The organism is Lentilactobacillus hilgardii, from assembly GCF_009832765.1.
Lineage (GTDB): Bacteria > Bacillota > Bacilli > Lactobacillales > Lactobacillaceae > Lentilactobacillus > Lentilactobacillus hilgardii.
Map to the genome: position 1 here is coordinate 759,560 of NZ_CP047121.1, position 23,748 is coordinate 783,307.

General features: G+C 38.2%; 25 protein-coding genes and 2 pseudogenes. 18 read left to right on the forward strand and 9 right to left on the reverse strand.

What is annotated here, in order from left to right; translation table 11 throughout:
* Positions 1 to 38 precede the first annotated feature (38 nt).
* Positions 39 to 1,088, forward strand: coding sequence for a hypothetical protein (locus GQR93_RS03490; protein ID WP_035444320.1), 1,050 nt, complete (start codon positions 39 to 41; stop codon positions 1,086 to 1,088).
* A 187-nt stretch (positions 1,089 to 1,275) separates the two neighbouring features.
* On the opposite strand, the pseudogene GQR93_RS15655 reads toward GQR93_RS03490, so the two are convergent.
* Together GQR93_RS15655 and GQR93_RS03500 are read right to left on the reverse strand one after the other, a co-directional pair.
* Positions 1,276 to 1,623, reverse strand: a pseudogene (locus tag GQR93_RS15655) (type II toxin-antitoxin system PemK/MazF family toxin).
* Complete coding sequence (locus GQR93_RS03500) at positions 1,623 to 1,877, reverse strand: AbrB/MazE/SpoVT family DNA-binding domain-containing protein (protein ID WP_003552309.1); 255 nt, start codon at positions 1,875 to 1,877, stop codon at positions 1,623 to 1,625. The pseudogene GQR93_RS15655 and the gene GQR93_RS03500 overlap by 1 nt, the downstream one beginning before the upstream one ends.
* 368 nt (positions 1,878 to 2,245) lie before the next feature.
* Between GQR93_RS03500 and GQR93_RS03505 the strand changes: the two genes are divergently transcribed.
* A complete protein-coding gene (locus tag GQR93_RS03505; protein WP_147605510.1) occupies positions 2,246 to 2,572 on the forward strand; it encodes a type II TA system antitoxin MqsA family protein in 327 nt (108 codons plus the stop codon).
* Positions 2,573 to 2,706: 134 nt separating this feature from the next.
* On the opposite strand, the gene GQR93_RS03510 is transcribed toward GQR93_RS03505, so the two are convergent.
* A complete protein-coding gene (locus GQR93_RS03510; RefSeq protein ID WP_225442047.1) occupies positions 2,707 to 4,062 on the reverse strand; it encodes an MFS transporter in 1,356 nt (451 codons plus the stop codon).
* Between the two features lie 331 nt (positions 4,063 to 4,393).
* On the opposite strand from GQR93_RS03510, the gene GQR93_RS03515 reads away from it, so the two are divergent.
* Complete coding sequence (locus GQR93_RS03515) at positions 4,394 to 5,320, forward strand: alpha/beta hydrolase (RefSeq protein ID WP_003552319.1); 927 nt, start codon at positions 4,394 to 4,396, stop codon at positions 5,318 to 5,320.
* 382 nt (positions 5,321 to 5,702) lie between these two features.
* Here the strand turns inward: GQR93_RS03515 and GQR93_RS03520 are convergent, their stop codons facing one another.
* On the reverse strand, positions 5,703 to 6,368 hold the full coding sequence (locus tag GQR93_RS03520; protein WP_003552320.1) for an AAA family ATPase: 666 nt from the start codon (positions 6,366 to 6,368) through the stop codon (positions 5,703 to 5,705).
* 350 nt (positions 6,369 to 6,718) lie between these two features.
* On the opposite strand from GQR93_RS03520, the gene GQR93_RS03525 reads away from it, so the two are divergent.
* The gene (locus GQR93_RS03525; protein WP_159298693.1) at positions 6,719 to 9,532 is read left to right on the forward strand and encodes a BspA family leucine-rich repeat surface protein; all 2,814 of its coding nucleotides are present in this window, start codon (positions 6,719 to 6,721) and stop codon (positions 9,530 to 9,532) included.
* 125 nt (positions 9,533 to 9,657) lie between these two features.
* Here GQR93_RS03525 and GQR93_RS03530 read toward each other — a convergent pair whose 3' ends face one another.
* From GQR93_RS03530 to GQR93_RS03540, 3 genes and pseudogenes are all read right to left on the reverse strand, one after another.
* Positions 9,658 to 10,098 carry a hypothetical protein gene (locus tag GQR93_RS03530; protein WP_003552325.1) on the reverse strand — a complete coding sequence of 147 codons (441 nt, stop codon included), beginning with the start codon at positions 10,096 to 10,098 and terminating at the stop codon, positions 9,658 to 9,660.
* Positions 10,099 to 10,343: 245 nt separating this feature from the next.
* Complete coding sequence (locus GQR93_RS03535) at positions 10,344 to 10,610, reverse strand: helix-turn-helix domain-containing protein (protein ID WP_003552327.1); 267 nt, start codon at positions 10,608 to 10,610, stop codon at positions 10,344 to 10,346.
* Positions 10,600 to 10,956, reverse strand: a pseudogene (locus GQR93_RS03540) (type II toxin-antitoxin system RelE/ParE family toxin). Before GQR93_RS03540 ends, GQR93_RS03535 begins: the two are co-directional and overlap by 11 nt.
* Positions 10,957 to 11,050: 94 nt before the next feature.
* Between GQR93_RS03540 and GQR93_RS03545 the strand changes: the two are divergent.
* From GQR93_RS03545 to GQR93_RS03565, 5 genes are all read left to right on the forward strand, one after another.
* Positions 11,051 to 11,350 carry a DUF1828 domain-containing protein gene (locus GQR93_RS03545; protein ID WP_003552331.1) on the forward strand — a complete coding sequence of 100 codons (300 nt, stop codon included), beginning with the start codon at positions 11,051 to 11,053 and terminating at the stop codon, positions 11,348 to 11,350.
* 347 nt (positions 11,351 to 11,697) lie between these two features.
* On the forward strand, positions 11,698 to 13,737 hold the full coding sequence (locus GQR93_RS03550) for a BspA family leucine-rich repeat surface protein (protein ID WP_003552333.1): 2,040 nt from the start codon (positions 11,698 to 11,700) through the stop codon (positions 13,735 to 13,737).
* 207 nt (positions 13,738 to 13,944) lie between these two features.
* On the forward strand, positions 13,945 to 14,379 hold the full coding sequence (locus GQR93_RS03555) for a hypothetical protein (protein WP_035444323.1): 435 nt from the start codon (positions 13,945 to 13,947) through the stop codon (positions 14,377 to 14,379).
* Positions 14,380 to 14,446: 67 nt separating this feature from the next.
* On the forward strand, positions 14,447 to 14,716 hold the full coding sequence (locus tag GQR93_RS03560; RefSeq protein WP_035444324.1) for a HigA family addiction module antitoxin: 270 nt from the start codon (positions 14,447 to 14,449) through the stop codon (positions 14,714 to 14,716).
* 87 nt (positions 14,717 to 14,803) lie between these two features.
* Positions 14,804 to 15,223, forward strand: a complete 420-nt coding sequence (locus GQR93_RS03565; protein WP_003552339.1) for a hypothetical protein — start codon at positions 14,804 to 14,806, stop codon at positions 15,221 to 15,223.
* 172 nt (positions 15,224 to 15,395) lie between these two features.
* Here the strand turns inward: GQR93_RS03565 and GQR93_RS03570 are convergent, their stop codons facing one another.
* A complete protein-coding gene (locus GQR93_RS03570; protein ID WP_003552341.1) occupies positions 15,396 to 15,803 on the reverse strand; it encodes a hypothetical protein in 408 nt (135 codons plus the stop codon).
* A gap of 99 nt (positions 15,804 to 15,902) precedes the next feature.
* Between GQR93_RS03570 and GQR93_RS03575 the strand changes: the two genes are divergently transcribed.
* The 5 genes from GQR93_RS03575 (at position 15,903) to GQR93_RS03595 (ending at position 18,625) form a co-directional block, all read left to right on the forward strand.
* Positions 15,903 to 16,331, forward strand: coding sequence for a hypothetical protein (locus tag GQR93_RS03575; RefSeq protein ID WP_003552342.1), 429 nt, complete (start codon positions 15,903 to 15,905; stop codon positions 16,329 to 16,331).
* 23 nt (positions 16,332 to 16,354) lie between these two features.
* Positions 16,355 to 16,792, forward strand: a complete 438-nt coding sequence (locus GQR93_RS03580; RefSeq protein WP_003552343.1) for a hypothetical protein — start codon at positions 16,355 to 16,357, stop codon at positions 16,790 to 16,792.
* A 443-nt stretch (positions 16,793 to 17,235) separates the two neighbouring features.
* Positions 17,236 to 17,679, forward strand: a complete 444-nt coding sequence (locus GQR93_RS03585) for a hypothetical protein (protein WP_003552344.1) — start codon at positions 17,236 to 17,238, stop codon at positions 17,677 to 17,679.
* Positions 17,680 to 17,708: 29 nt separating this feature from the next.
* Positions 17,709 to 18,140 carry a hypothetical protein gene (locus GQR93_RS03590; RefSeq protein ID WP_003552345.1) on the forward strand — a complete coding sequence of 144 codons (432 nt, stop codon included), beginning with the start codon at positions 17,709 to 17,711 and terminating at the stop codon, positions 18,138 to 18,140.
* A 74-nt stretch (positions 18,141 to 18,214) separates the two neighbouring features.
* Positions 18,215 to 18,625 carry a hypothetical protein gene (locus GQR93_RS03595; RefSeq protein ID WP_003552346.1) on the forward strand — a complete coding sequence of 137 codons (411 nt, stop codon included), beginning with the start codon at positions 18,215 to 18,217 and terminating at the stop codon, positions 18,623 to 18,625.
* Between the two features lie 98 nt (positions 18,626 to 18,723).
* Here the strand turns inward: GQR93_RS03595 and GQR93_RS03600 are convergent, their stop codons facing one another.
* Positions 18,724 to 19,197 carry a hypothetical protein gene (locus tag GQR93_RS03600; RefSeq protein ID WP_035444327.1) on the reverse strand — a complete coding sequence of 158 codons (474 nt, stop codon included), beginning with the start codon at positions 19,195 to 19,197 and terminating at the stop codon, positions 18,724 to 18,726.
* 228 nt (positions 19,198 to 19,425) lie between these two features.
* Between GQR93_RS03600 and GQR93_RS03605 the strand changes: the two genes are divergently transcribed.
* From GQR93_RS03605 to GQR93_RS03615, 4 genes are all read left to right on the forward strand, one after another.
* Entirely contained in the window at positions 19,426 to 19,839 is a 414-nt protein-coding gene (locus GQR93_RS03605) for a hypothetical protein (protein WP_035444328.1), read from the forward strand.
* Positions 19,840 to 19,853: 14 nt separating this feature from the next.
* Positions 19,854 to 20,258, forward strand: coding sequence for a hypothetical protein (locus GQR93_RS03610; protein WP_003552349.1), 405 nt, complete (start codon positions 19,854 to 19,856; stop codon positions 20,256 to 20,258).
* Positions 20,259 to 20,325: 67 nt separating this feature from the next.
* A complete protein-coding gene (locus tag GQR93_RS15555; RefSeq protein WP_003552350.1) occupies positions 20,326 to 20,460 on the forward strand; it encodes a hypothetical protein in 135 nt (44 codons plus the stop codon).
* A 781-nt stretch (positions 20,461 to 21,241) separates the two neighbouring features.
* Positions 21,242 to 23,707, forward strand: coding sequence for a BspA family leucine-rich repeat surface protein (locus tag GQR93_RS03615; protein ID WP_003552354.1), 2,466 nt, complete (start codon positions 21,242 to 21,244; stop codon positions 23,705 to 23,707).
* Positions 23,708 to 23,748 lie beyond the last annotated feature (41 nt).

Genomic DNA, 23,748 nt, shown 5'->3' on the forward strand with positions numbered 1-23,748 from the left:
CTTAAATGCAAGATGATGGCAGTAGACAAGGAGAAAAAATGGCGAAAAAAAAGCAAGTTGAAGCATATGTTGATCAACTAATGGCAACCTATTGGGATGATTTTCTTTCGGGTGGAGATTTCATGACAACGGTATCGATGGAGGACGACTTTAAAAATGATATGCATGAGTATCTCGAAGCCTTTTTAAGGGTCCTCATGTATGCTAAAATCAAGCCCTTATCACAAATCAACGCTAAGGATATTCAGTTAGCCATCGGGATGATCGAGCAAACGCTTCCCAAAGATGAGATGTTCGAAGATCTTTGGACAAACTATATGGCAGTCAGCCGGATTTTTCTGGGGTGGTTAATTGGAGAAGGCATTCTCAAGTTAACGGATGATCAAGTTGATGATGCTTATGACGAGGCGTTGGACGAACCTTCAGTATCCGGAACGGATGATGATATTGAAGCTATTAATCGAAAATTGTATCATTACGACAAGCCTGATTTACCAACGTATCAGAAAGATGAAGCTATCGAGATTCGTTCCAAGACAGTTGATGTGGCTGAAGCATTTGTTAAAACGAATGCGCTGAAAACCATTTATGGATTGATTACCCCTGACATAGAAAATAATGCGGTATCGGATATTGCCGATTTTGCAACGCATATGTACGGAGAGTACCGACTTAGTCCGTCTAAATGGTCGGCTGAGGCAACACAAAATATTTTAAAAGGCTTTTTTGTGAAGGATGCGTTACTCAATCCGGATGAGTTTCATTACCTTGGACCGACCTTGAAGCTGTTTATGGATTATGCGGTGACGGTTGATTTCATTCCGGAAACGGTCGGTCATTCCGTGAAGCGTGCAATTGATGATGTTGCACCAACATTAACGCGCTTAGGGACAAATGAAGCCAACTTTTCTCCAGAAAAAAGAAAGATTTTGTCTCTTATGAAGGTTACCGAAGACATGCCCATTGACGAGGCCAAAGACTATATGCAGGCTGAATTGGAAAATGTTGAAGAAAAGGGCGACGTGATGTCGGTAGAAGAGTGGCACAAGAAACGAAAAAAGCGGAAGAACAAGAAAAAGAAGAAATAAGTAACAATGATCCCCAAAAGTGTCCGTAAGTTCGGCTGTCATGAACTTACGGACATCTTTTTAAGTGGTTGGTGATTGATGATCACATAAAAAATTAATACGCTGTGATAAGCGATTGGCAGGTATTGTCATGGTGGTGCAAGTGAACGCGTGACCTTTCATGTTGATTAAAGATTTCTTGAAGTTATTAGAAAAACTGCTTTAAAGTGTCCGAAAGACCATTCATCATTTCTTGTGATAAATGTCCGACTACTTTACTGTCTTGACGTCTTTTTAAATCAACGGCTCTGACATGCTGCAATAGAATAGTTTCGTGAGCATCTTGTTCCTTAAAAGAAACAAAGATCGGTGATTTTACATATTTATCCTGTTGCAATTACTTACTTGATGAACTAATCGGAAGAACGAGCGTTGTATTGAAGTATCTATTGTAATCGTTGTTACTCACGACTAGCCAAGGGCGTGTTTTACGCATTTTGTTACCTTTTGAGGGTTCCAGGTCAACATAGACAATGTCTCCTTGTTTTATTGTCATTAATCAAAATCCTCCGATTCAACGTCTTTTCCCCAATCAATCTCATCAGTACTGACATTGCCATAAATCTTTTCTTGTTCATGCAAAGTCTCCCAGAGAGTAGGTTTAGCATTTTTAATCCGTACTTCTTTATTTGGTAATACTTCAAAGTCAATGGTATCGTGTGAGCTGATATTAAGAATTTCCCGAATTGTTTTTGGAATAGTGACCTGATTCTTTGATGTCAACTTTGCTTTTATAGAAGTTGTGTTCATATAGATTTCTCCTCGTATTTATTCCCTACATTTATGATATGTCGCCACTTGGAGTAAGGCAAATCTAAGGCTAAAAATATTAAAGTGTCGAATTTTGAGGTTAAATCATCGTTTTGAAATTGTTCAACGACTGAATTTATTGATAGCCGTATCCAGATATTGTGAATTTTTTAAGGATAGCAATCGTTCACATATTTTGAATACTTACCGTTAATTCGAAGTATGTCAGGATTGAATCCTGTAATTGCTAAAAGTAAGCAATGGCAGAACTGAAAAGTTGCTACAATTTTGTAGCAATAATATTATATGTGTAGTAATGACTGGAGGAATAGGATGACTAATTAAAGGGGATGATTATTGTGGAGAAAATGGATGTAAAGCTGATTGATGAAGTATATACAATTCGTGGTGAGAAGATTGCGATTAGGTCTTCGGCAAGATTTGATAGTCAAACCAATAAGCAAGTTTTTGACGAAAAGTTGGATGATCAAGCTGTCAATGAAGCCTTTGATGCCTATAGAGTCAAGCATGATGTTATCAGTCCGGATCGAATTAAAGCATTAAGACATAAGTATGGTCTTAATCAACGTGATTTTGCGACTCTCTTGGGATGGAGCCCCACTACTATTGCCACTTATGAAACGGGTGCATTACCTTCAAAGTCCAATGATCGGATACTAAAAAGTCTTGAATAGTCGTTTTTAAGTGAATAGTAAAATAAAACGGGGACGCGGCATTGATTTGCTGCATCCTCGTTTTATTATTTGTGGTTTAGATAGACTGTTGTCTAAAATCCAGCTTTTTTCTTGCTTGATTTTTAGTCAACAACTTACTTTTTAACCGGCTTCTTAATAAATGCAAAAATTGCTAATGAAATAACAACCATAACCAGAAGTACCCAGTAGGTTAAAGTAAAGTTTTGGGTTAAAACAGCCCCGTTGGATAACGTGACTTTCTTTGGATCCAGTGGATTACCGGAAGCCATTAAGAAGCCAATGATAATGGCACCGATTCCGAATCCTTGGTAGATCATTGAATAATTGCGTGACGTATTTTTTAATCCAAAGTAATCGGAGACATAAGTTGGAAATACAGTAATGTTACCACCAAAGCAGAAGGCCATTGCGATAACAACAATGTACATCATCGCCATGCTCATTGAGCCGGGTTTCGTCATCAACAAAGCAATCAGCGAAAGCAATTGAATGATATAAGTGATGAAGAACACGGTTTTTCGTCCGGTAATATCGGATAACCAGCCCATGAAGAATCGACCAATGGTATTAGCAAGTGCCACAATCGCTACAAAAGTTGCAGCGGCACTTGTACCACCCCAAACGGCAACTTCATTCGGAGCTTGTGTCCAAGCAGCTGCCATGTTGGTAACAGCGGCACCCAAGAGTCCCATAAACATAACAGCGGTTGTTAGGCAGAAGAACATCATATAGGCTTGAGATGTGTGTAACATTTCAGACGTTGTAAAGTTCGTTTTGTCTACTTCCGCAGGCTTGTTAGCATCATTTGACGGAATAGCCATATTATCCGGTGCATCCTTCAAGAAGAAGGATCCGACGACTGCTAAAATTAATGCCAGAATGCCCCACCAAAGAAGAACTCTGCCAATGTTGTCGGCGGTAATCGCACCATTACCACCAGCAATAGCCATGTCGATATATTTAAAAATAAATGAGCCAAGACCATAACTGGCAACACTGATTCCTGAAATTAATCCCTTTTTCTCTGGGAACCACTTGATTGCGTTAGTGAGTGTTGTTAAATAAAGCACACCGTTCATTGCACCAAGTAAAACACCACCAAACAGCCATAACATCCAAATTGACGACCCTTTACCAATCGTCATTAAACCTAAAATGGATAGGCCATAAATAACGGATGCACAAAGGCTAACCACTTTAATGCCATACTTCTTAGCAAGTGGAATTCCAGCCAACGTTGCCAATGACAAGCAAAGCATGCCAAGCGTAAAGGTAAAGCTGACAGATCCTGCAGGGAGGCCCCCGACGATCTTCTTTACACCATTAACGACCTGAACAACACCACCTGATTTCATCATAAAACCATTGTTAAAGATTGACCAAGCGTAGAATGATCCGGCAGAAACCTGAATCAAAATTGTGCCGAAGATAATGAGCCAGCGGTTAGTTGCTCCTTTACTATTTTCCATAATATTCCCTTCTTTCAAATTAGAAGCGGCAATTGGAAGCAATATTTTATGAACCCGCTTTCGGTTTTTATTCTAGCACTCAATAGAAGAGACAGTATCTTTTTCGATTCCAATTGTTAAAGAAAATACAAACTTGGCTTATTTAAAGGCTTTTAGGGTAATAAAGGATGGTTACAATTAATGTTAGCCAACAGTAAAGTTTCGATTTCCTTAAATTTGTAAATGTTTGGTTTATTTTGAGCATTGAAACACCTTAAAGTGATGATAACTACTAGAATGGTTCTATAATCAATTAAGCTAAACTGGTAAGCTTAGCGCTTGAGGTGGATGAATGATGACAAAGCGAAATAAAATTTTAATCACCACAACCATGATCATTGGTGCGGTAGTTGTGTTAGTAGTGGCCGGTATTCTCTTTCGGTCGCCAAGCCATTCACAACGGATGAGTCAACGAACAACGTTGGCTGTGAATCATTCAACCACACCGGTTTTGTTTGTGCATGGTTGGGGAGCCGGCTTACGTTCCCAAATGCCGTTGGCTAGAAAAGCCATTAGGGAAGGGTATGCTCAAAAGGGACTGGTTGTCTATGTAGGGCCATCAGGTCAAATCCAGATGTACGGTCGTTTACCTGCCCATCCCAAAAAATCACCGGAAATCCTGGTTAAATTTCCCAATGCTTACGTTGGTGAATATAAAGAAGCCGCCGCACTGCACAAGATTTTGATACTGTTGAAACGACATTATCACATGACTCAATATAATGCGATCGGCCATTCCATGGGTGCCTATGCGTTAACCTTTCAAGCTGAAAAATATGGTAACTCAAATCAATTGCCTCGGCTGAACAAGCTGGCATTAATAGCCGGTCCGTTTGACGGTATTCTGAATCGACACAAATGGGATCAACCGTTGAGTGGCAAGCTGAGTCGATTGTGGGACGATTATCCTGGACAAAATCGATTGCTTGCTAATGGTCAGCCCAAGATTAAGCATCCTGAATATCGTGTGTTAATGCGAAATCGATATCGCTTCCCTCGGCAGGCTAAAATCCTCAATATTTTCGGTCAAGTCAATGATGGATCTGATTCAGATGGGACCATTAGCGTGCCATCAGCTCTATCATTGGGATCAATATTGAAAAAGCAAGTGGCCAGTTATAAAGTTCGCGGCTTTTCGGGACAACTGGCAAAACATGCTAATCTTGAGACCAAGAATACTCGGGTTCAGGAGACGATTATGAAATTTCTTTGGGGATAAGAGTTGATGGGCTTTGAGTGATAAGATTCATTGGCATTAGAAGAAGTGTTTATGGTTTATAAAGGCATTTCTATTAGAATGACTTGGAATAAGGATTTTTCAAGCTGTTTTGATAGGGATGCTTTTTAGTTTCTAAGATAGGTGGCTCGATTTTATTGAGCGTTTTTGAATTAGGCTTATTGAGCGAAATTGTCATGAGGGTCAACCTGATTTGGAAATTGCAAAAGATTCCTTTAGGGATAAGGGCACTTTAGTGAAAGCACAAATGAATTCTTTTAAAAAAGCGCCTTTCATACTGATGTGAAAGCACGCTATTAATAAAAAATGTATTTAGTTGTTCGGAAAGGCGTTTTTATGGAAAGAGAAAGCGCGGTTAAAGTCGCTAACTGTCTTGCAATATCTCGTTTGTTAGTCGTTCATAGAATTGATTCATGCCGAATTCGGATGTCATTGCTAAATGGAAAACGTCTGATGCAAATTGTTTGTCTGCCAAAAAGTTAAAAAGGTCTGGAATGGCTTCTTTGTAACAGTTAATATTGATTTCTCTGTGATGGTGTTGATAAGTGTTGATGTTTTTCTGCTCTTCTGGGAGATATTCAGTTGCAGCAATAGGCAGGAATCTGATCAAGGCTTTGGGCGTCACTCTTTCGGCGATTCTGGAAGCAGTAAAAGAAATGTTTTTTGGGGATACCGTTTGCAGTCCTTCAAACCCAAGAATTGGAATAATGACTTCGTCGCTTATTGCAAGAGCAACCTTATTTAAGATCATGTCGCTGCCTGTATCAATGAGAACAACATCTGATTTATCGTCATTCTTTAGAAAGTTGATTAATGGTTCCTCAGCTTCAATTTTCATTGGCGTGATATTTTTGATTTTCGATTGATAATTCTCGACAGAATTGAATGCGGTTGTCAAAGCTTCTTGCCTGTCAAGATCAATTGCGGTTACTTTTTTGCCCATCTTGTTTAAGCAATAGCTGATGAAGAAAACAGAAGTTGTTTTTCCGACTTTGTGTTTGTCGCTGTAAAAGGTGATTACTTTTGACATGGAATTGTTGAGTCCTTTCTGGAATGTGGCTGCTATGGTTAATTTTATATCACGGGAGCGGTGTTTTGAAAGGGATTGAGGAAAAAGATGTAGCAAAAATTTATGTTCTTGTTTGATAGTGGATTGCAAACTATTTTCACTTAAATTCTTCAGGTATATTCAAGATGCTTTACTGGTATATTCGTAGCCTTTAAAACTTCAGACGTACTTGGATAAAATAGTTCTTTTATTGATTCTTAATTGATTAACGCATCATATATTTTCATAATTTATTTGGTTGGTTTCCACTTCGAATGCTAACATAGAAGAAGGAGCAAAATTAGATTAATCGGGATTATGGGAGAGATTATATGTTAAGAAAAAATAGGTTTTGGTTGTATGCGACATTAATTTTGTCATTGAGTATTAGTACATATACAAATTCAACCAATGTAAATGCGAGTGTAAAACATAATTATCAGACGACTACGACACCAAAAGTAAGCGCAGATGAAAATGTTGAGAGTGGCTTTTGGGGTGATTGTCCATGGAAACTCAATATTACTACAGGCGTCTTACAAATTGGGGATCCCACAAAAACAACAACAGGTTCTAACACGCGAGGCATAACTCCCTTTGACAGGTTGGATCTTTGCAAGTCAATTGATATAGTTGGAAAAGTTAACTTGCCAGAAGACTCTTCCGGTTTGTTTAGTTTGTACGATCCTAAGTGGGAAACTCCGAGTTCCATAAGTAAAATAAACCATTTAGACAGATTAAATACAGAAAATACAAAAATTATGTCATATATGTTCGGTGGTGACGGAGACTTACAAGCACTAGATGTGTCTAATTTCAAAACTCAAAAAGTTAATGATATGTCTCTTATGTTTTCGAACTGTCGAACTTTAACGAATCTTAATTTATCGAGCTTTGATACTTCTCATGTTACTGATATGAAATACATGTTTGAAGAGTGCAACGACTTATCTTCACTAAATTTATCTAATTTTATTACATCAAATGTTCAAAGAATGGATTCTATGTTTTACGCTTGCAGTAATTTAGTAAATTTAAACGTTTCTAGTTTTGACACTAAGCAAGTAACAACTATGAACAGCATGTTTGAATTTGATAAGAGCTTGAAAAATCTTGACCTTTCAAGCTTTGACACCCCAAATGTAACTGATGTTGATTTTTTGGTGAGTCAGTGTACCGATTTAGAGAAATTAAATTTAGCAAATTTCAATACAAAAAATGTTGAACCAGAAAAAAGCAATATTTTATTTGTGGATAAAAATGTATGGAGTCTAACACTTGGGAAAAATGTAACTAATGACTTTTTAAAAAATCAGGAGTATCAATTTGGACAACCTTATAATCAACCAATTCCAAGTACTAATCCCGTCAAGTACGCAACCGGTCCTGGCTGGATAGCTGTAGATCAATCCAAGGGTGGAACGGACACAAATCCTCAAGGGACTTTGTACAGTAATTATGCTACTTTTGCTGAAAAACGGCCGGCAGAAACAGAAACTTATGTTTGGCAACAAGAAACAACCCCAGTCGATCAATACACACTTGACGCTAATAAAAGTCAAGATTTATATCAAGGTCAAACATGGGATCCAACGAGTGCGATTACCTCAGCAACCAAGAATGGTACTGACGATAAGAGTAATGTTACCATCACAGACAAAAAAGATGGAAATGCAGTCACTCAAGATTCCGTTGCTAAGTTAAACCCGGGTACTTATGATTTAACTTATAAGAATGGTGACAAAACCAGCACACTAACATTAACGATTAAATCAGACCTTGCTAGTCTAAAGACAACCAATATTGAACTTTATCTAAACAAGTCCTTTAAAGATGCGGACTTGCGTGACAATATTGATTCAAAAGATTCTGACGGGAATCCACTAAACTATCAGTATAGTATTAAAGACGCGAGTGGGACTGTACCTGTTGACCAAGTAAGTTCCAAGAAAGGCCAGTATACAGTTGAGATTACAACCGATAAACCCAAAGATGGTAAAGCTGCCTTAAAGGGCACACTGATAATTAAGGTTACGGATAGAAGTGCCTTGAATTTAAAGTACACTACCGATACGATTACTGTCGGGCAAGCCTGGAAACCGGAAGACGCCTTTAAAAATGCGACAGATGCTAAGGGTGATAATCTGGCCTTTAAGGATATTAAGGTCACGGCTACTGACACTACTGACAGTAAACATAAACCTGTGAAAGACCTAAGCAGTCTCAATACGAAAGCTGGAACTTATACCATTCATTATGCCAATGGTTCAGCAGAGCAAGATTTGAAGCTAACAGTCCAAGCACCATCTACGCCATCAACTCCGGCTACACCAAGTACCCCGACAACGTCGAGTAGCTCAAGTTCATCATCATCTTCAACTTCCAGCACTAGTTCAAGTACGCCAACTTCATCTTCATCGTCCAGTTCTTCAAGTAATACCAGTTTGCCAAGTTATGTAGCTGCAAAAGGGACTGTAGTTTATTCCATTAACAAGATTAGCCTGTACAAGTCAACCAAGTTCTCAGCTACTAATCGAAGTGCCTGGTATACCAAGAAGCCAAGAGTTTATCGGCCAATGTTTGTTGTTACCGGCTATAAACGGGCTGCTAACGGGGCTTTGAGATACCGAGTTCGAGACGTTAATCACACGTCTAAGACGAATGGTAAGACGGGTTACATTACTGCTAGTCAGAAGTATGTTCGTCCGGTTTACTATGCCACTAAGCATTCAACCGTTACCGTGATTAATCCACGGGGTGTGAATGCCTATCGCAAGGCTAACTTGACTAAAAAAGCCAGAAGCTATCGACAGGGAACTGTTCTCCATGTTAAACGGATTGTGTCGCATAATCTCACCACTCGATATGTTTTAACCAATGGCGACTATATTACTGCTAACCGGAAATTGGTTAACATGGGACGTCATAAGCAAGTTAAATCAGTTAAAACAAAACGGACATTGAATCGATATAGCAACGCCAACTTCACCAAGAAGAATCAGGTGATCGCCAAGAATCGAACATTAAAGGTTTACGGATATGATTATTCTCAGAAGAATAACGTTACCAAACATGGTACTTTACGTTATCGAGTAGCCGGTGGTTATATTACTGCCAATACAAAATACGTTCGTGTTTATAAATAGAAAGTAAAAACGGTCTCGCCAACTTAATTGGTGAGACCGTTTTGTTTCAGTGTAAGTAATGGAACCCAATGACAAGTGATTTTTACGCTTTCATTCTCAAAACTCTCAAAACGGGTTTAGATTTGTCAAATTCCAGCATTGGTATGACGAACCTTATAAAAGACACCTTGACCACTTCCCATTATCACAGGAGCTGACATTTTTTTGACTGAAATGGGTATAAGCTTGAAAGTCCTATAGTATTTAGTAGACCCATCTTGCATATAACTTCGAACATAATAAGTGCTTCCGACTTTAGCTGTTTGTGAAACTTTATAGCCATAGTCATCAAGACCTGTTGCAGCATAACTCACAAACCTCTTGGTTATCCGATAGGCTTGATGACGAACAATTTTCTCATGCTTATCTTTTAAGTATTTACTAGGAATCGTCTTCTGCCAAATCCCACGAAGTACTTTCGGTGTTTCATTGTGCCAAACTGTTGAAGCCTGTACGGTTGTTTGTTGCCATCCAATTCCAAATATTAAGACAATGCTTGTGCCTAAAAGGATCCATAGCTTTTTCATTTCATTATCTCCCTATTTATAACAATATACAATATTATATTTAGGATGAATAGCTAACTGCAAGCTTTTAATTGCAGCTTCACTATCATTAGCTCCTATACTCCAATAACCATTTTTTAAGTATTTACATAATAGCTGAGTACGATCTGTTCCGGAAATAAACTTCTTCCCGGATAATTAAAAAAACGGTTCGCCTATACGCCCACTTTTAGCTGTAGCGGTATTGAAGTAATATTTACCGATATTTAATCAAAACTAACAACCAACTTCTTACCTAAAGCATGTGCAATCGATGAAAGCTTTTCAAATGAAACATTGTCCCCACGTTCAATTTTAGCGATTGTAGCTTGAGTAGTTTGGGCTCGTTCTGCAAGCTCAGCTTGCGTTAATCCAGCGTTTTCACGGGCTTTATATAGTGCCACCGCCGTTTGCAATTTTTCATCTTCTACTTCGTACATTTGATTAAATTCAGAATCACGACGTTTTTCAGCAATTAATTGACTAATTTTCATGGTCAAACCATTCCCTTCTTAATGTTTTAGCATGGTTAATTTCCTTAAGGGGAGTCTTCTGAGTCTTTTTTGTAAAACCATGTGTGATCACATAACGCTCATCTTCAATGTGAAAATAAAGTGCTCACTGAATGTTCGAACTAACTTTACTACGTAATTCATAGAGGTTAAAGTCCAGTTTATGGACCCACTTAAGCCGCTGAGCAATTAACATACCATTGGATTGGAGCTTATCAATGATACTCAATAATTTAGCACTATCCTTATTTGGAAGTATATTGATCCATTCCAGGAATTCATCATGGCCATTCGGTCGTTTATATGTTTCAAAACTTGGCATTTTCAAACTTATATTATATTGTATACTTCATTTTTGTCAACGATTAGGAATTTTTTGGCAGTTATTGGTAGAATAAATAACAATTCTTTTAAAGATATAATTGGAAAATGCCACTCGCATTGAAGTGCCATTTTTAGGACTTGGTTTGGACGACCTGATTATCTATGCCGTTCCTTTACCCGACAACCAGATTCGATTAACCGACGATGGGGGGACGTTAAATACAGAAACTATCACCCCAACGAAAAGAACCATTCTTGTTCAACAAATCCAACGGTATGGCTTACGTTTAGAAAATGACGAGATAATGGTCGAAGCTGGTTCTGACCGCTTCCCTGAAAAATCGCAGCAAATGATTGAAGGACTAATCCTAATAAATATCTTTGTATTACAGCAGTAAAAGAAGTCCTGACAAACGGCTGCCATTAGCTCCAATTACTCCGGCTACCCCAAGTACACCGACTACATCGAGTAGCTGGTGGCTATATTACCGCTAACACAAAATATGTTCGTGCATATAAATAGAAGTTAAAAATGATCTCATCAACTTGATTGTTGGTGGGATTTTTTGATTATGTGACCAATGATTTTTTACGGGAAAAGGTAACTGTTTAAGAAAAGGTTATGAATTTAGACAGCTGGTTTAATAATTTCAACAAAATATAAGGATCGTGTTAACATTTAATTGGAAAAGTGAGTGACTCGAACGACTGTTGATTTCTTTGCCCAATTAGTGAGGGGACTAAAATGAATAAGAATCATCAAAACTACCTGTACATTTTTGTAAGCGCTCTATTTATTGGCGCCGGCAGCTACCTTGGTTCAACCAATGTGCTTGCTGACGCTGATAACCCGATTGCACAAGTAGCTAAGAACAACGCACAGATCAATAATTCAGCGAATGTTGAGCAAGGGTATTGGGGTGAGTGTCCATGGAATTATGATAGTGTCTCAAAAACACTAACGCTTGGTGAGCCCGGTAAAACTTTTAGCGGCGGCACTGTTCCGAAGCCCGAAACTGAGGGTCACCGAAATGTTAGTCCCTTTAATGACATATTTGTTTCTGGCTGCCAACACGTCATTATAGCTGGTAAGGTTATTTTAAAGGGAAATATGTCTATGCTTTTTGGAACTATTTCTCATAATGAGATTCAAGACTTTCAGGGGTTGGATAATTTGAATACGACCGATGTAACTAATATGTCGATGATGTTTCGAGAAGGAAACGCTAAGACCATCGATGTATCAAAGTTTGATATGGCTAACGTGACTGACGTAAGTGGTATGTTTAGCAATTCTGCATATCTAACGGAATTAGATGTTTCACGGTTCAATACAGCCAAGGTAACGAATATGAGCTGGATGTTTATGGGGTGTCCAAAATTAAGGGACCTAGATGTTTCAAGTTTTAACACGGCTCAGGTCACTGACATGACAGACATGTTTTTAGGCTGTTTAACAGTTGAAAAATTGGATGTTACAAACTGGAATACTGCTAAGGTAACGGAAATGACTGAGATGTTTGGAAATTGCCCACAACTAAGACAATTAGATTTTTCGAACTGGGATACTAGGGAAGTTAAGTATGCGAGGTACTTTTTTTCTGGAGCTCCTAATAATCTATGGTGTATTTCTTTGGGTAAAAATGTTACTCCATTGGTATTTGGGCAGTTGCAAAATGCAAGATACCACGAAAAAGGTACCCCAATTCCAGACAGTACACCGATCCGTTATGCAAATGGTTCTGGTTGGCAGGCCGTTCACTCAAATGGAATGCCCTCTCTAGGGACACCTAATAATCCACAGGGCAGCATCTTTTCCTTTGATGATTTTATTAAAAATCCGCTTTATGGAACAGATAGCGGACCTGAGACTTATGTCTGGCAACAGGAGTCAAATCCTATTACTAAGCAAAATGTCACGATAGAGTATCTTGATGCTAATACTGGCAAATCAATTTCTGGAGTTAAAACTAAAGTAAGTAGCGATTATCCAGGAGAACCATATGATGTGACAGGTGTCGATTCTCGCCCAGATATTAGTGGGTACACATGGGACGGCAAAACACCGGCGAATGCAAAAGGTATTTATGGCGATAAGGATATTGTTGTTCAGTATGTTTATCATAAAAACGCCACGCCAAGTACACCGGGAACGCCAGCAAATCCAAGCAATAATAATTCACAAACTGTAACGTCAAGTACAGGCCCTTCTTCATCATCAGCTTCAAGCTCAAATGGCTCTTCACAAACTACACCAAACACGCCAAATACAGCGCCTAAACCGTCTACTTCGGTAGGCCCTAACATTGCTGTTAAGGGTGAAGCGGTTTACGCTACCAAGAAGATTGGTTTGTATAAGAATGTTAACTTTAAAAAATCTCAGCGAATTGCTTGGTACCCTAAGCAAAAACGGATTAACCGTCCAATGTTTGTTGTTACTGGTTACAAACGCACTAGTAATGGTACTTTGAGATACAAGGTTCGTGATGTTAACCACGATCGTAAAACCGACGGCAAGACTGGGTATATTACTGCCAACCGTAAATATGTCGTACCGGTTTATTATGCTAGTGTTCCGAAGTCCAAGAAGATCACAGTGATTGTTAAAAAAGGTATTAACACTTATAAGTCAGCTAGCCTAACTGGTAAAGTTAAGCATTACAAGAAGGGGACTCGTTTGACGGTTAAGAAGTTGGTTAAGCATAACTTGACCACTCGCTATCAGTTGAGTAACGGCAACTATGCTACAGCCAATAAGAAATTAATCATTACCGGCAACTACTAGAGTTTCTGTATGAATTGAATAATAACTAGGGGATCTCATCAACTTAATGGTTGGTGGGGTCGTTTTGTTTTGGAAATGGATAAAATCAGAGCACTGTTGATTCTGCTTTTTACGTAATTAACATATCTTTTACAAAAAAAGTCATTCACTCGTGAAACGTTAGCGTATACTGAAATGGTAATTAATAATTACTTGGAGGGTATACTTATGAAATTGAAAGAGTTTGTCACAGGGGTAGCAATAATGTCTGCTTTGGGAGTAGGGATGTTTTTAAGTTCTTCGCAGGTAAGTGCCTCTGTTTGGCATAAAGGGATGCCTAATGCGTTAAAAGGAACTTGGCGAACGCATAATAGAAAAATAGTCAAAGGCACTTATGAATATTACATTCTAAAAATAAAGGGCTCTAGGATTGATGGCACGATGTTTGCAAATACCCATGGACATATTCAAGAAGACGCTGGTCCAATTAATGTTTATAACACTCATTATCGCTATCTGGGAAACCATGTGTATCGGATTAGGGCTAAGAATGCTTTAGGGAATGCATCAACACAGATAAATTTAAAATGGCTTAACAAGCATACAATGCAAACATATTGGAAAAGCGGTAATAAATGGGTCGTGGAAGGTTATTATAGATGAACTGGTTTAATCATTAATGCTTGTGAGTTGTCATAATACCTTAAACTTTGTGATAGGAGAAGCTATGATGAATGAAATTCCAACACCCAAGATTAGTGAAATCTTAGCAGAAGAATTTATGGAGCCATTTAATTTTTCGGCTTATGCACTTGCGAAGCATATTGAAGTTCCAACATCCAGGATTCAAGGTATTTTGCATGATCGATGTAAGATAACCGTCGATACCTCCGTTAGATTAGGCAGAGTATTTGGGGTATCTGATCGGTACTTTTTAACTTTGCAAAATGATATTGATTTGCGTAATGCAGAAGCGAGTGACGGTAGCGAGCATAGGTAAATAATAGAGCTCTAAGTGGGGCTGGTATAGTATGAAAGATGCGAGTAATTATAAAACTCTTAAAATATAAGGGGGATTGTTCGGTAAATGAAAATAGATAAATTTATTATTACGATGGAACTGTTATCTTGTGTTGGGTTTGGCACACTTTTGAGTTCACAACAAGCAAGCGCTGCCACATGGCATAATGGTATGCCGGATTCAATCCGTGGCGTTTGGAAGACCAAGGTCAGGGAGCATACACTCTTTTATCTTTGGAATATACCAAGTGAGGGATCTTTTACAAAATCCAGATCATTTTTCAATAAACGTTGGTACTGGGGAAATGAGACTGACGGTATTTTTGGAAAGACTAAATACAAGGTGATTAATCAAAACACATACATGCTCAAGGCTAAAAACAAAGAAAATAAGGCTGGATATGCAAAGGCAGTCTTAAATAATTCAAAGAAGATCACTATGAAGTATTATGGTGAGGGTGGATTTACAAGTGTGTTTTATAAATAATTATTTCAGATTTAGATAGTTCTCTAAAATGATTCAGGGCATTTTTCACAATTGGTTTAAGATAACTGTGCATATACCAGTTAGATTATGAGGACTTTTTGAATAAAAGTAAAACCTCACTAAAGTTGCGATTAGTGAGGTCCTTTGGACTATTAGAATTATTGTTGAATATTTATTTGGAATATCGAATCATCTTTATCCATCTATTTGGCCCATATCCCCAATAATAAATATGGTGATGAAACCATTTTAAATCGATTGGGTCCGCGGCCGGACTATACAAAATGAATCGATTATTAGAGGCCCTTCTTCGTTTGGTTACAATCGTTAGAGCCGTTGTGGCAGCTGGCCCACCATTTTTAGTAGTTACCCAAACATATTTTGGATTGGATACTTTAAATTCAAAAGTGGATCCATCTTTTAATTTCTCGATCCAGATTCCTTTTGCTTGCTTTGGGAGTCGACTTTCATATGTACCCTTTGGCAAAGACTGGGGTGCGGCATATGTGACGAAAGTGAAAGTTACAAAAAATAAGAATGTTGCTAAAAAGACTCCAACTATTCTTTTAACAGAAAACATTTTATCCCTTCTAAATTATCATATATTCATCTATTTTTATCATTCAAGTAAAAGTAATAGGTGTATGATTAATATATAATATATCGGGAGGTAATTCAAATGAGAGTTTGGAAGAAAGGATTATTAGTGGTTTTATCCACAATTTTATTTATGACATTATCTTTTAACACGAAAGCGGCGCCAACTTCGACTGTGCCTAAAGCAATGAGGGGCAATTGGTATTTCTATGATTATAATTCAATGAATCATTATCTTTTTACAAAGCATCGGATTCGCTTTGATATTAATGATAAAGGATTTCGCCCAAGAATTCGTACTATCTATAGAAAAATGAAACTCCCAGGTCATTCTGCAAGAACTTTTAGGGGCTACAGCTTTGATATAGATTACATATATTTTCCATATAAATTAAAAGTTGCCGGCAGGTATCGTCATGTTTTGATTTCCACCATGGAGCAAGGGCCTATGGCGATTTATACGCATTTTATGCCTGCAAAAACATACACTATTAATGCGCGTATGTATTAGTTTTTTTAAGGAGAGGCTAATTTATGATTAAAAAGCAAATGTATTGGATTGTCGGTATTTGTGTCACATTCCTAATTGGTATCAATATGACAGTTATTCCTTCGCATGCTGCTGGCTGGCATAGTGGTACGCCATATGCTTTAAGAGGGCATTGGAGAACTAAAACAATTCATCAGAAAGGAAATATGAAAACTACTTCTAAGGCCGAAATTGGTGCAAATAAAATTGAATTTAATTATTTTGGCGGTATGCCTGACATATTCGCTCATATTAAATGGCACAAATTTAATCATCAAGTTTATATTCTAAAGGCGAGAAGGTTTCTTGACAGTTACCAAAAGGTTTACCAAATTACGATCAAAAGGCCAGCTAAGGACAAAATGTGGGTTTATCTTGATGGCGATGCCTATCCTTATCCTGGGAGCTCGACAGCACGCCTATTTCATCGTACTTCTAGATAAATAAACTTTCATCGAAGTTGGAATTAACACGAATTTTTATAAAAATGGCATTCGTTTGTGAATCTTTACGGTATACTAAAATAATAATCAATAACCGGGGAACGTCTCAAATTCTGTGAAAGCCTAACTTCGACAATAGTTTCTCTTTTGGTTTCAGTTTGGTTTGTAGCTTATCCAACGTTTGGGCGTCAAATACTCTTCAAGCCATGGGTACTGGTAAAGTTGACGTGGCGATGATTATAAGAAACTAAAGGGTCAAATTAGTCTTAGGTTAAACTGGCTTCTGTCAGGGGCTTGTTGTCTTCATTTGACTGAAGCGGAACCAACAAGCTCAAATGACAAAAATCAAGTGGTCAGTAATTGTTCCTCGTCAACTTGAATCAGATTTAACTATTTAGCTGGCATTTGGGTAGTTGCTAAAACATCTAGTAGGAGATAACAAAATGAAAAAGTTAGGAATTCAAGTATTACTTGGCTGTGCCAGTTTGAGCCTCTTGTGGTCAATTAATTTTAATCATCCAGTTCAGGCACAAGCGCGGGTCGTACCAGCCAATATGAGGGGCGTTTGGTATAGTTATGAAGGACACGGTAAGTACTTCAAAATTAAATTAACCGAACAATTCCTCTATTCGAAAGACTATTTTGATAATCATTATGATTATACACATTTTAAAGTGGAAGTCTCAAACTATGTTCATGGCACTTGGGTGGCAATTAACCCGGTACACAAGATGGCAGGGCCAATTGCTTTTTATAAATATTCACCAATTAGTATTAAGGGGCGATGGCATAAATCATTACAATTCAGAGAAGGTAGTATTTATTATCGACTTTTTAAAACGCCAATTCGCCATTCCTTTAATAAGACTGTTCCAATTTGGTATTAAGTCAACAAGTCAATATGAAATGAGGGAAAATGATGAATAAATCTGCACTGATTCTAACAGCTTCACTGATATTGGGATTTGGTATGGGTACGACAACTACTTCTAGTCAGGCAGCAAGTTGGCATAAGGGCACGCCCGCTGCACTGAAGGGGGTTTGGAGAACTCACAGGGACAAAATAGCTACCAAAACCTATGAGTATTACATTCTGAAAATAAAGGGTACTAAGATTCATGATATTAGTGTTGAAAGTCATCAAGGAAGTATTACAGAAGACGTTGGTCCAATGTATGTTCATAATGTTCACTATCGGTATCGAGGTAATCATACTTATCAAATTAAAGCTAAAAACGATATTGGAAATACAGCAATGCAACTAAGGATAAGGTGGATTAATCGTTATAAAATACGGACATATATGAACAATGGCAATCATTGGGTTGGGGGAAACTATTATAGATAAGTTGGCTTAACTTGCTTTTAATACCTAAGAAGCAAGATTATTACTAGGGGTTTAAGATGTGAGGAGCAACTTTAATGAAGGGACATATAAGTACAATAATTGAATCATCTTTGCTGATGATGATTTTCTTACTAGGATTTTCTTTCTGTAAGACGACAGCGTCTTACGCACAGAGCTATTATCAAAGTATACCAACATCCTATCGTGGTACATGGCATGAAATTGGCGAAAGAACTTTGACTGGACAATGGTATAGGGAGACCAAAGAAAAGTTGATCGTTCATAGACGCTTTGTGAAAACTTCAGTTGGAACCTTTGGCGGATTACATTTGGGCGTCCATCGAGGGAAGCATTATGTAACCATTTTGCCAATAAGAAGTGGTCATCGAGCTGGTGAAAATTACGTCATGCGTCGAGGGAAATACTATGGTCATAAAGCGATATTGGTCGATTTTGATATATGTGAGCAATTATACATAAAATGATAGTAAAGTTAAAAATAAACCGAGAGTACAGATTTCAGACCAACGTTTGAGTTCTGTGCCCTCGGTTATTTTGCTTTGCTAAGGTTTAAGTGTCATGTTTATTTAATTAATTTCATTTTATCTAATGGGGTAGTGATGTAATAACGTCCTGATTTAGTAGCACTTCCTGTATTTGAATAGATTAAATGCTTGTTAATTTTCACGACTTTGATTAACGGGTATGTATAGTCACCACCAGAATGATCAGATGCACCTTCGATTATATAAGTCTTTCCTGCATGAATATAATGGCAGTTTCGCAAAGATGAAGAATATTGTGCTCCCAGAAAAGTCATATGGGATTTATAAGTACGTATGCCTTCGTATCGTCGAGCATTGCCATTCTTAACCCATTTATCACCATACTTCACATACTTTGGCCCTAACCTCGTTCGATAAAATTTATTCCTTAAAAATGATGGGTTACCATTGTGCCAAGATCCCCATGAACTTGCATGTACCGGTTTGCTATTTAAGAGTGGTATAAATGCCATTGCGGTAATAATTGAAGCCAATGTCAATTTAGTGTTCACGTTTTCCTCCAGAAATTTTATTTATGTCCATTATATGCCACTTGCAAACCAATGTTTTAGCTTTTTTTATTGGGAGATGTATAGCGTCTGTATATTATTTAAGTAATTAATAAAGTCAAACTTTCATCGAAGTTGGCATTAACAAAAATTTTATAAAAAATGGCATTCGCTTGTGGATCCATGCAGTATACTAAAATAGTAATCAAAAATTGTTTGGAGGGTATACTTATGAAATTAAAAAGGTTTGCTGATTGTGTAGCAGCGTTATGTTTTATTGGTATTGGGGTAATTTCAAATGCACAATCAGTAAGCGCCGCAGGTTGGCGCAAAGGTGTACCGAGATCACTATGTGGAAATTATAAATGTAAAACGCATCAACATGCATACCCACATTGGGGTGTAATGAGTATTCATGCCAACTACATTTCGGAAATGTTTCAGGGCGATCCTCAAAGTTTTTTGACGCAGGTAAGATATAAAGCTGTTGGACATTATACATATAAATTAAACGGTTTTGCTAAGTCAAACACAGGCAACGGACATGGGGACCATGAAACATGGATTATACGAAGAAGTGGCAAAAGGATTAATGTTAGATTTAATAGTTATAATGCCGGCCAGTGGTATAGCAGAGTGCACTAAATTTGGAGGATCTTATGGAAATGAAGAAATTTGCTGTCGGAATAGCAGTTGTGCCTTTTATTGGTATCGGTTTATTATCGAATCCTCAACAATCAAATGCTGCAACGTGGCATAGGGGGACGCCAAGAATATTAAGAGGGAATTATGCCAGAAAGCAGTCAGCTTATCCACAGTTTGAAACTTTAAAGTTCTATTCCAATAAGGTTGTTTACCAAGGACAAGGTAATCCGCAGTTAATAATGCAAAATGTAAAATATAAGAAAGTTAGAAATGCTTATATTTTACATGGGTTTGTGAAGGTAGCCATAGGTATACGTCCAGGAAGAGTGACGTGGAAATTCTATCATTACTCGCATAAACTGGCTTCTAAGAGTTTTGATGGGCACGCAACTTGGTATTATAAGAATGTGAAGGCTTAGTTGCCTATGAAGCACGGAGATTATAAAGCCGAAGTTTTGTCAAACATTAATTTGGAGGGATGCTTTCATGAAAGCAAAAGGTTTTGTTGCTGGGGTAGCAGCGGTATTCTTTATTGGTATGGGGGAAAGTTCGAATTCGCAATCAAGCAGTACCGCAAGCTGGCATAAAGGGACACCGGGTGTTGTTAGAAACAAGAACTAAGCGCTTAATTCGCAAAAAGACTATATGGCACAGGTCGGGTATACATTTAAAAATGATTCTATTAATGCTTGGACAGGAGCTAATGGACAAGGGCTTTACGTGTACCCACATACAAAGTACAAAAGTATAGGGGCCGTCTGTACGACATTAAGGCTCATTCAGACGATGTTGCCTATGGTTCTGGTAAAACATGGTTTAAGGTGAAAGTTCTGAGTAAAAAATGAATTTACGTTAATGACAGTTCCAGTATGTATCATGGTTATGCTCAATATAAGTATGTTGGTAATGTCGGCATTTCAAGACTTTAGTTAATAATCTGTAAAGTAATTAATGGCATCATTTTGTAGTCACAGTAGCGGAGCCAAAAGTGGGAACAATTATGCAGCCTTGGATTGCCAAGCATACTCATAAGACTTGGCCTTTAATAATTGGAAAGATAATAGTTGGGGCAAAAATACCGAAGTTAAACTTGTTAAAATCGGTTGGTGACAAGATCGATAAGTTTAAAAATTAGTTTGTGGTTCGGTAAATTGTAGAAAGCTTTTTTGGGATATGAAAGCCCACCAGGAAACTGGTGAGTTTTTTGTGTTTTTAATCGTCACTGTGTGAAAGCACGGGGACTTTTTGTGCTGATATATGCACGAAACGTTTTTTAGAGTCCAAAAAAATATGGTTGAGTGAATAAGGGACACGTCTTATTCAATGATGTTTGAATACAAAACGGAGTAGATTAAGAAAAGGTTATGAATTTAGATAACCGGTTTTATAATTTCAATAAAATATGAGGACCGTGTTAACATTTAATTGGAATAATGAGTGCCTCGAACGATTTACTGATTTCTTTGCCCAAATAGTGGAGGGGTTAATAATGAACAAGAAGCAAAACTACTTGTACACTTTTGTAAGCGCTTTAACAATCGGCATCAGTGGCTATCTATACGCAACCGATGTGCTTGCCGACGCCGATAGTCCCATTACACAAGTAGCTAATACCAACTCTCAGACCGATAACCTAGCAGGTGGCGGGAAAGTAGCGCTTGATACGCCTAGTGTTCAGGCAAATCCAATTCAGCAGACACAGCAAGTAGCAGCGGAGACTGGCAGTGGTCAAATTGAGGATGTCAAATATAGTATTGATAATGGCATATTAACACTTAATGGTGGAACACTCACTTCGGCTCATGTTTATCCTTGGATGGGTAACACAGACATCACAAAGGTGCAGATAACAGCACCGCTATTTTTGGAAGACTCAGCGCCTGTAGGCTTTCTTTCTGAGATGACAAATTTGGAATCAATTACCGGAATGGATAACATTGATACGTCTAAAGCCACTGATATGTCATCGATGTTTAACGGTGACTTTAATTTAGCCAATTTAGATGTCTCAAATTTTGATACGTCCAACGTAATTAATATGTCATGGATGTTTAATGATAATCAAAAGTTACAGACCATAGATGTCACAAAGTTTAATACATCCAAAGTCAACAATATGGCAGGGATGTTTCGTGCGACTGAGTCATTAACCGACCTGAATGTCTCAAATTTTGATACATCTAAAGTAACAGATATGTCCTATATGTTTTTTCAGAATATGGCGTTGAAAAGTTTAGATGTCTCAAACTTTAATACCTCTAAGGTAACCAACATGTCTAATATGTTTGGTCGGAATAGATTAACCACCTTAAACTTAGCAAATTTTGATACGTCCAAAGTCACCGATATGGATGGGATGTTTACGCATAGCCAAGTTTTAACCAGCTTGGCGTTACCGAATTTCGATACTTCTAAGGTGACCACTATGGCTAATATGTTTGCCTGGGATGACGTTTTAACCAGCCTGGATTTATCAAGTTTCGATACGTCCAACGTGACAGATATTTCTCGCATGTTTTATGACAATGATAAGTTATCGATTTTAAAATTGGGCAATAAAACCCTCAATAAGGGCTTGGATGGAAGTGAGTTGCCGGAACATTCGTCAGCTTCAAAAATTCCTAATAGTAGCCCGGTACGTTATGCGACCGGACCTGGTTGGCTGGCAGTTGATGCAAATAATGGTGGCACAGTTGATAATCCACAAGGTAAAACTGTTTACGATGGTTACTTGGCCAATCGTCCCGCTGAAACGGAGACCTACGTTTGGCAACAGGATTCAAAGCCTGTCGCCAAGCAAACCGTCACAGTGGAATACATTGACGCTGCGACCGGAAAGCCGATTCCTGGAGTTGAGGCAAAAGTAATTACTGGTTTTCAAGGTAGGGAATATGATGTGACAGGTGCCGATTCACGTCCGGCAATTAGTGGGTACACATGGGATGGAAAAACACCGACAAATGCTAAAGGCACTTATGGAGACAATGCTGTTGTTGTTCAGTACGTTTATCGTAAGAACTCAACGTCAAGCACACCAAATACACCATCAACAACCACAGGTCCATCGTCCCCAACAATATCTTCACAGGCATCGAGTGGTTCAAGCAGTTCTAAAGCAAGCACCAATTCGTCAACGGCATCTTCAACTAACAATAGTGCAACCAACGTACCGGGTTATGCTGCCACTAAAGGCACAGTCGTATACTCAATCAAGAAGGTCGGCCTCTACAAGACTACTGACTTTACTAAAAATAATCGTCGTTCCTGGTATGCTAAAAAGCCACGAATCAATCGGCCAATGTTTGTGGTCACCGGATATGCACGTGCGGCCAACGGTAAATTAAGATATCAGGTTCGTGACGTAAATCATAAATCCGAAACCAAGGGGCAAACAGGTTACATTACCGCTAGTCGGACCTTTGCTCGTCCCGTTTATTACGCAACTAAGCACTCAATGGTTACGGTGATCAATCCCCGAGGTGTCAATGCCTATCGCAAAGCCAGCTTGACGGGTAAGGTTAAGAATTACCGTCAAGGGACTGTCTTAAGGGTTAAAGGGATCGTTAAACACAACTTGACGACTCGATATGTCTTGACCAATGGTGACTATATCACCGCTAACCGGAAGCTGGTGAACATGGGCCGTCACAAGCAAGTGAAGTCAGTTAAAACTAAACGGGCAATCCACCATTACAGCAACGTTAACTTCACCAAGAAAATTCATTCGATTGCCAAGAATCGCACGTTAAAAGTTTATGGATACGATTATTCTCACAAGAATGATGTTACAAAGCACGGGACATTACGTCATCGAGTAGCTGGGGGGTATATTACTGCCAATACAAAATATGTTCGTGCTTATCAATAAGGACTAAATAAAGGTCTCATCAACTTAACGGTTGATGGGGC